This window comes from Dolomitihabitans soli (assembly GCF_022213955.1).
Lineage (GTDB): Bacteria > Actinomycetota > Actinomycetes > Streptosporangiales > Streptosporangiaceae > Streptosporangium_A > Streptosporangium_A soli.
The window spans coordinates 461,366-468,139 of the sequence record NZ_JAKNTW010000002.1 but is presented as its reverse complement, the minus strand read 5'-3'; the positions used below and the strand labels follow the sequence as shown (position 1 = coordinate 468,139).

The window sequence follows — 6,774 nt, the reverse complement described above, 5'->3', positions numbered from 1 at the left end:
AGCCTAACCTAACATTCCCTAGCTGCCTTCTTGCCACGCACGCCACAGTCGCGCGTACCGGCCGCCCAGAGCCACCAGTTCCTCGTGGGTCCCATGCTCCACAACGCGTCCCGCGTCCAGCACGGCGATCCGGTCCGCCGCCATCGCCTGGGTCAGCCGGTGCGCCACGAACAGCGTGGTCCGGCCCAGGCACGCGGCCGACACGGCCCGCTCCAACTCGGCGGCACCCTGGCTGCCCGCCTCCGCGGTCGACTCGTCCAGCACCACTACCGGCGATCGCCCCAGTACCAGCCGGGCCAGGGCGATCTGGGCGACCTTGGTGACGTCCAGGCGTTCGCCGCTCTCGCCGACCATGGTGTTCAGCCCATCGGGCAGCGCCGCGACCCACGTATCGGCGCCGACCGTGCGCAACGCGTCCATCAGCTCGGCGTCGGTCGCCTTCGGCGCGGCAAGTCGCAGGTCCTCGGCGAGCGGACCGGAGAACACGTGCGTCTCCTGCGTCAGGATGCTCACCAAGGCCCGCGCCCCGGCCTCGTCCAGACCGGCGAGATCGGTCGACCCGATGCGCACCGACCCGGCCTGCGGGGTTCCGATGCCCGCGATCAGCGCGGCCAGGGTCGTCTTGCCCGCGCCCGTCGCCCCCACCAGCGCGAGCGAACCGCTCGCCGGGATCACCAGGTTGACGTCCCGCAGGACCGGCTGCTCGGAGTCGGGATAGCTGAACGTCAGCCCCTCCACCGTCACCGCGTACGGCTCGGCGTCCGGCGCCGCGACGGCAACCCGACCCACCAGCCTTTCCTCCGTGGCCTCGCCCAGCACCCCGACCAGCCGGGTCAGACTCGCGCCCGACTTCTGCGCCTCGTCGAAGGTGAACATGACGGCGCCCAGCGGAGTGAACAGCCGGTGGAACAGCAGCGGGGCCACCGACGCCTCACCCAGGGTGACGGCATCGGCCTCCAGCAGGACGTACCCCACCACGATGATCAGGACCAGCCCGATGAACTCGGCGCGGTTCTCCCTGCCTACGAACCGGCCGAAGAACCGGAACACCTCGACGCCGAGATCGCGCACCCGCCACGACTCGCGGGTGACCTGCTCGCGGAAGGCGCCCTCAAGGCGGTACGCCCGGACGGTGTCGATCCCGTTCAGGCCACTGATCAACGCCTGCGCGCGATCGGCCTGGGCCTCCCGCTGCTGCTTGTAGAGCGGTGCGGACCGCGGGAGATACCAGCGGAGGGCCAGAGCGTACGCGGGCAGCGCGCCGGCGCCCGCCAGGCCGAGCCGCCAGTCCAGCCCGAACATGCCGGCCGTGGCGATGACGACCAGCACCCCCGCCGAGAACACCGTGGGGACGGCCGTCCGGATGCCCTTGGACACCACGGCCACATCGTCACCGACCCTGGACAGCACGTCGCCCCGGCCGACCTGCTCGATCCGCGCGCTCGGCATGCCCAGCACCGCCTGGACGGCGCCCTCCCGCAGCCGCGCGAGCAGATCCGCGCCCAGCCGCCCGATCAGGTACGTCGACGCCGCGGTGGCCGCCGAGCCGAGCAGCGCGGCGGCCACCATCAGGATCCCGATCGTGATCATGATCGACTGCGGTTCGCCCCCGACCACCCCGTCGACCACCTGGCCGAGCAGGAACACCGGCAGCACCTGGAGCGCCGCCCCCGCCACCGTGGTGAGCACGGTGGCGGTCGTCAGCCAGGGCACCTCGCGGGAGTGCGCTGCGACCCATCGGGTGGCCTCGCGTCCGGTCGCCGTGCGCAGGATGGCCGAGGCGGCGCGCGTGTCGGTAGCGCTCACGCCCGGACCACGACAGTTCGGGGATAGGACACGTTCACGGGCCTCTCTAGCCGGCCGACTTGACGAGCTCGTCGATCGCGTACGGCAGGGACAGCAGGGTGCCCTGCGACATGGCCGCGCCGATCGCCGGGCCCTCACTGTCCAGCAGGTATGACACCTTGCCGTCCTTGACCGCGGGCAGGTTGGCGAACAACTTGAACTTCTTCAGCGCCTCCTGGTCCGCCTGGTCGGCGATGACGAAGATGCGGTCGACATCGATCAGGTCGATGCGCTCGGGGGACAGCACGGTGTAGAAGCTGCCACCCGCGATCTTGTCGATCTCCGTCGCGCCCTTGAAGCCGATGCCCGACACCAGCCGCCCGCGCACGTCGGTGGTGGTGAACGGCGCGACCGAGTTCTTGTACCAGGACACCGCGACGGCGGTTCGGTCCGCGAACTCCGGGTTCGCCTCACGGGCCGCGTCGAGCTTGTCCTGGATGCCCTGCACCAGCTTGGCACCCTCGTCCGCCTTGCCGAGCGCCTTGGCGATGTGCACCGCGTTGTCCTGCCACGGCGCGCTGAACGGCTCCTTCTCACCCTTGGTGCGGCCCACCGTCGGGGCGATCTTGGTGAGCCGGTCGTAGGCGGCCTGGTCGATCTCGGAGTAGACCGCGACGATCAGGTCGGGCCGCAGGGCGGCGATCTTCTCGTAGTTCGGGCCGGAGTCGCCGTTGGTCATGATGACCTCGGGACGGGTGTCGCCCCACTTGTCCTTCACCCAGGGCCACTGGGTGTTGATGTCGGGAGTCTTGCCCGGCGGGTTCGGGTACTGGTCGACCATGCCGACCGGCTTGATGCCGAAGGCCAGGATGGCCTGGTCGTCGGTGTAGCCGACGGAGACGACCCGCTGGGGGGCCTTGGCGATCTGCGTGGACCCGAAGGCGTGCTCCACGGTGACCGGGAACGCGCCACCCGTGGTGGCCGCGGTGTCGGCGGCCGGCTTCTCCGCCGGGGCGGAGCCGCATCCCGCGAGGAGGCCGGCGCTGAGGGCCGCAGCGGACAGCACCGCTGCGAAACGACGCAAGGTCGTCGGAACCGTTGTTAGTTGGAGGGGCATCCAGAATCCCTTGCTTTCGTGCAATCCGCTGCAACCCTGACGAGGAGCAGGGAAACCGTAACACGCAGGAATTAGGTGAGCCTAACCTTGCTTGTGTTGAGCTGGAAATGATGCAATCGATCAGCACGGTGAGTGGCCGGTCGCTCACCCGGTCGTCGACGACCCTTGCAGCATCAGGACCACCGTGCACCCCGACTCGTGCAGGTCGATCCCATCGATCGCGTGCGCCAGGTCCAGGTAGGCGGTCGGCTCGTCCAGCAACGTCCTATCCTCATCGCCCCTTTCTGAGGTTGGCCCGCACCAGCAGGTAGACGAGGAAAGGGCCGCCGATCGCGGCGGTGACCACGCCGACCGGGAGAGTGATCGGCAGCGCCGTACGCGCCACCAGGTCCGCACCGATCAACAGCAGCGCGCCCACCAGCCCGGAGGCCACCAGCGGCGGCGTCGGGTACCGCGACAGACGCAGCGCCACCTGCGGCGCCACCAGTGCGACGAACGGGACCGGGCCCGCCGCGCTCACCGCCACGCCGGCCAGCAGCACCGCGCACAACAGCAGGACGGCCCGCACCATGGAGTACCGGACACCCAGGCCCGCCGCGACCTCGTCACCGAAGTGCAGCGGCCTGAGCTGGAACGCCACACACGACACGACGGCTATGAGGGCGAGCGCGCACCACAGCGCCACCCAGACCTCGCCCCACGATCGGTTGTCCAGCGAGCCGACCAGCCACGCCTGGGCGCGGGCCACGTCCCGGATGTCGGCCGTGGCCAGCAGCCAGATCGTGATCGCCTGCATCACGGCGCTCACCGAGATGCCGATGAGGATGAGCCGGAGGCCGTCGATCCCCCGCCGCCACGCCAGGAAATACACCAGCAGGCCGGTGCCGAGACCGCCCGCGAGCGCCGCCGCGGACAGGCCCACGGAGTCGACGATCGCCGTGGCGGCCCCACCCGACACCGTCACCAGGAACACCGCGACCGCGCTCGCGCCCCCGGTGATCCCCAGAATGTCCGGGCTGGCCAACGGGTTGCGCGCGATGGACTGCGTGATCGCCCCGGACACCCCCAGCGCGACCCCCACGATGAGCCCGGCCAGGGCGCGGGGCATCCGCAGATCCATGATCACGAATTCGTCGACGCGTTCACCCTGGCCGAAGAGCGTGGCGATCACCTGGGGCAGGCCGAGGGGGAAGTCGCCGACGCCGATGGACAGGCAGAACACCAGAAAGGTCGCCGCCGCCAGCAGCAGCGTGACGAATACCATCCAGGGTCGCCACACGAACGACGCACGGCCGAGTCGCAGGCCCGGTGTCACCGACCGCTTCACCGCTGTCTCGTTCATACTGTCTTGAACTTTCCGCGCCACACCAGCGCCGCGAAGAACGGGGCGCCGACGAGAGCGACGACGACGCCTGCCTGCAACTCGCCCGGTCGCGTCACCACGCGCCCCACGATGTCACAGACCAGCAGGACGACGGCGCCGAGCAGACCCGCGCACGGCACCAGCCAGCGATAGTCCGGCCCGGTGAGATAGCGGGCCACATGGGCCACCATGAGCCCGAGAAAAGCGATGGGGCCGCAGGCCGCCGTCGTCGCGCCCGCCAGCAGGGTGATGGCGACGATACCGACGGTACGGCTCAGCGTGATGTTCACCCCCAGCCCTCGCGCCACATCGTCACCCAGGTTGAGCAGGTTGATGGTGGGCAGTGTGGTCAACGCCAGCACCAACCCGACCACGATGAACGTGACCACCGGCCAGATGACGTCGAATCCGACACCGGCCACCGAGCCCGCGTTCCAGAACCGCAGCGCGTTCAGCGACGCCTGGTCGGTCAGCGCGACCGCCGTGGTCATCGCTGTCAGGAACACCGCGATCCCCTGACCGGCCAGCGCGAGCGTCAACGGGCTGCCCGCCCCCCGGCCGAGGCTCGCCAGCCCGAACACGATGACACCGGCGACCGCTGCCCCCAGGAAGGCGAACCAGACGTATTGGTACGGATTGGCGAGCCCGAACAGGAGGATCACCGTTACGACGGCGAACGAGGCGCCGGAGTTCACCCCCAGCAAACCCGTGTCGGCGATCGGGTTACGCGTGTACCCCTGGATCAACGCCCCGCTGACCCCCAAGGCGAGACCCGCCACGATCGCGAGCACGGTCCGGGGCACCCGCACGGTCTGCATGATGAGCGTGATCTCGGTGAGCCGTTGGTCGGAGCCCGGCACCGTGAACAACCCGTGCCAGACCTCCACGGGACTCAACGCGCGGGTACCGACAGCCAACGACACCGCCCCCGCGACCAGGAGAATCGCCATCAGCGTGCCCAAGCCCACAACCCGCCGCCCGCGGGCCTCTATGGCCTCGGACGCGGGACGTATCCCCACAGTCGTGCTCATCGACGTAAGTTATCCCTTGATCGCACGGCCAGAGGGACCATCGCGAGCCTCATGAAGAACCCCATGCTCCGCCTGAGCGCAGGTCGCCCATCCGAGAAGAAACCACACCCGCCATCGCCTCGGGCCATCCCGAGGAGACGACTTCACGTCCAGACACCGCGCGATCCGCCGGCCGCTCTCCCGGGGCCACCTCGACCGGGAACGACCAGGCCGACAGCGGACGGTCGGGACACGCGAGCGGCTGCGGCTCGCGTGTTCTCCGAACCTCGCCATTTTCGATCCGCCAAACTTAGGTAAGTCTATCCTTAGCTTCTGGGTCGATGGTAGAGACGGGGTCATGGAGAACACCTTCGCCAAGTTCGGGTTCCCCGGTGAACCCGGTACCGACGAGTTCTGGGCGGCGGCGGGGACGCCCGCGTCGGTACCCGCCGGCGGGGGCTGGGTGACCCTGTTCCTGTGGCGCGGGTCCCCGGCGAGCATCGGCTTCGAGAGCTGGTCGGAGCCGGTCCCCCTACGCCGATGGGGCGATACGGACTGCTGGTACGCCGAGGTGGTCATGCCCGCGCGGCTGCGGGTGACCTACCAGTTCCTAACGGACGACGCGGCGTACGGCGACCCGTTCAACCCGGTCGGTGCGGGCGGTGACCGGTCCATCGCCGCGACCCCGGACGCCCCCGCCCAGCCGTACTGGCCCGTCATCGGCGCCGCCGACGTCCTGCCCCTCCCGCGCGCCCGTTTCCGCTGGACCAGCGAACGGCTCGGCGGACGGCGCACCGTGCGAGTCCACCCGGCGGGCGGTGGCGGACCGATGGTCCTGCTGCTCGACGGGGACGACTGGCTGTACCTGCACCCGGCCGTGACCGCGTTCGACTCGGCCGTCGCCCATGGCGAGATGCCCGCCGTCACGCTCGTCTTCCTGCCCACCCAGGCCAGGGACGCCGAGTTCGGGTGCAGGCCCGAGCTGTGGGAGGCGATCCGGGACGAACTGCTGCCGCTGGTAGCCGAAAGCGGCGTACCCGCCGACCGGGACCGGCTGGTGGTCGCCGGGCAGAGCCTCGGCGGGCTGAGCGCGATGTACGCGGCGCTGGAGTTCCCGGATCTGGTGTCCGGCGTCGCCTGCCAGTCGGCGTCGTTCTGGTGGACAGCCGACGTGGACCTGGCCGACCCCCTGGGCGGTCCGGTCGGCGGTGCCATCGCCGCGCGTCTGCGGGAGCGCCCCGACCTGTCCGGTCTGCGGGTCGCGTTCGACGTGGGGGAACACGAGACACGGATGCTGCCGCACTGCGAACTGGTCGAGACCCTGGCCGAGCAGGCCGGTGCGACCGTGCGGGTTTCGCGGTCGGCCTCGGGCCACGACCGAGCGGGCTGGCGACACGCCCTGCTCAGGGATGTCGCCTGGGCGCTCGCCTAGATGTACGGCAGGTCGCCGCTTGATCAGGTGGAAGCGTGACAGGCGCGCAGGCTTCCCGGCGCGTCGA

Annotated in this window: 5 protein-coding genes; 1 reads left to right on the top strand and 4 read right to left on the bottom strand. The window is 70.1% G+C overall.

The window, feature by feature from the left end:
- Positions 1-18: 18 nt before the first annotated feature.
- The 4 genes from MBA17_RS06910 to MBA17_RS06895 form a co-directional block, all read right to left on the bottom strand.
- Entirely contained in the window at positions 19-1,806 is a 1,788-nt protein-coding gene (locus MBA17_RS06910; protein ID WP_238495439.1) for an ABC transporter ATP-binding protein, read from the bottom strand.
- A 46-nt stretch (positions 1,807-1,852) separates the two neighbouring features.
- Positions 1,853-2,869 (bottom strand): iron-siderophore ABC transporter substrate-binding protein, encoded by a 1,017-nt coding sequence (locus MBA17_RS06905; protein ID WP_238495438.1) that lies wholly within the window; start codon positions 2,867-2,869, stop codon positions 1,853-1,855.
- A gap of 304 nt (positions 2,870-3,173) precedes the next feature.
- Positions 3,174-4,166, bottom strand: coding sequence for a FecCD family ABC transporter permease (locus MBA17_RS06900; RefSeq protein ID WP_238495437.1), 993 nt, complete (start codon positions 4,164-4,166; stop codon positions 3,174-3,176).
- 74 nt (positions 4,167-4,240) lie between these two features.
- A complete protein-coding gene (locus tag MBA17_RS06895; protein ID WP_238495436.1) occupies positions 4,241-5,296 on the bottom strand; it encodes a FecCD family ABC transporter permease in 1,056 nt (351 codons plus the stop codon).
- Between the two features lie 337 nt (positions 5,297-5,633).
- On the opposite strand from MBA17_RS06895, the gene MBA17_RS06890 reads away from it, so the two are divergent.
- Entirely contained in the window at positions 5,634-6,707 is a 1,074-nt protein-coding gene (locus MBA17_RS06890; RefSeq protein WP_238495435.1) for an alpha/beta hydrolase-fold protein, read from the top strand.
- Positions 6,708-6,774: the final 67 nt, after the last annotated feature.

Excerpts from the sequence above, each read along its gene's own strand:
- MBA17_RS06900 (WP_238495437.1), bottom strand. The coding sequence starts at position 4,166 with ATGGTATTCGTCACGCTGCTGCTGGCGGCGGCGACCTTTCTGGTGTTC.
- MBA17_RS06895 (WP_238495436.1), bottom strand. The coding sequence starts at position 5,296 with ATGAGCACGACTGTGGGGATACGTCCCGCGTCCGAGGCCATAGAGGCC.
- MBA17_RS06890 (WP_238495435.1), top strand. The coding sequence starts at position 5,634 with ATGGAGAACACCTTCGCCAAGTTCGGGTTCCCCGGTGAACCCGGTACC.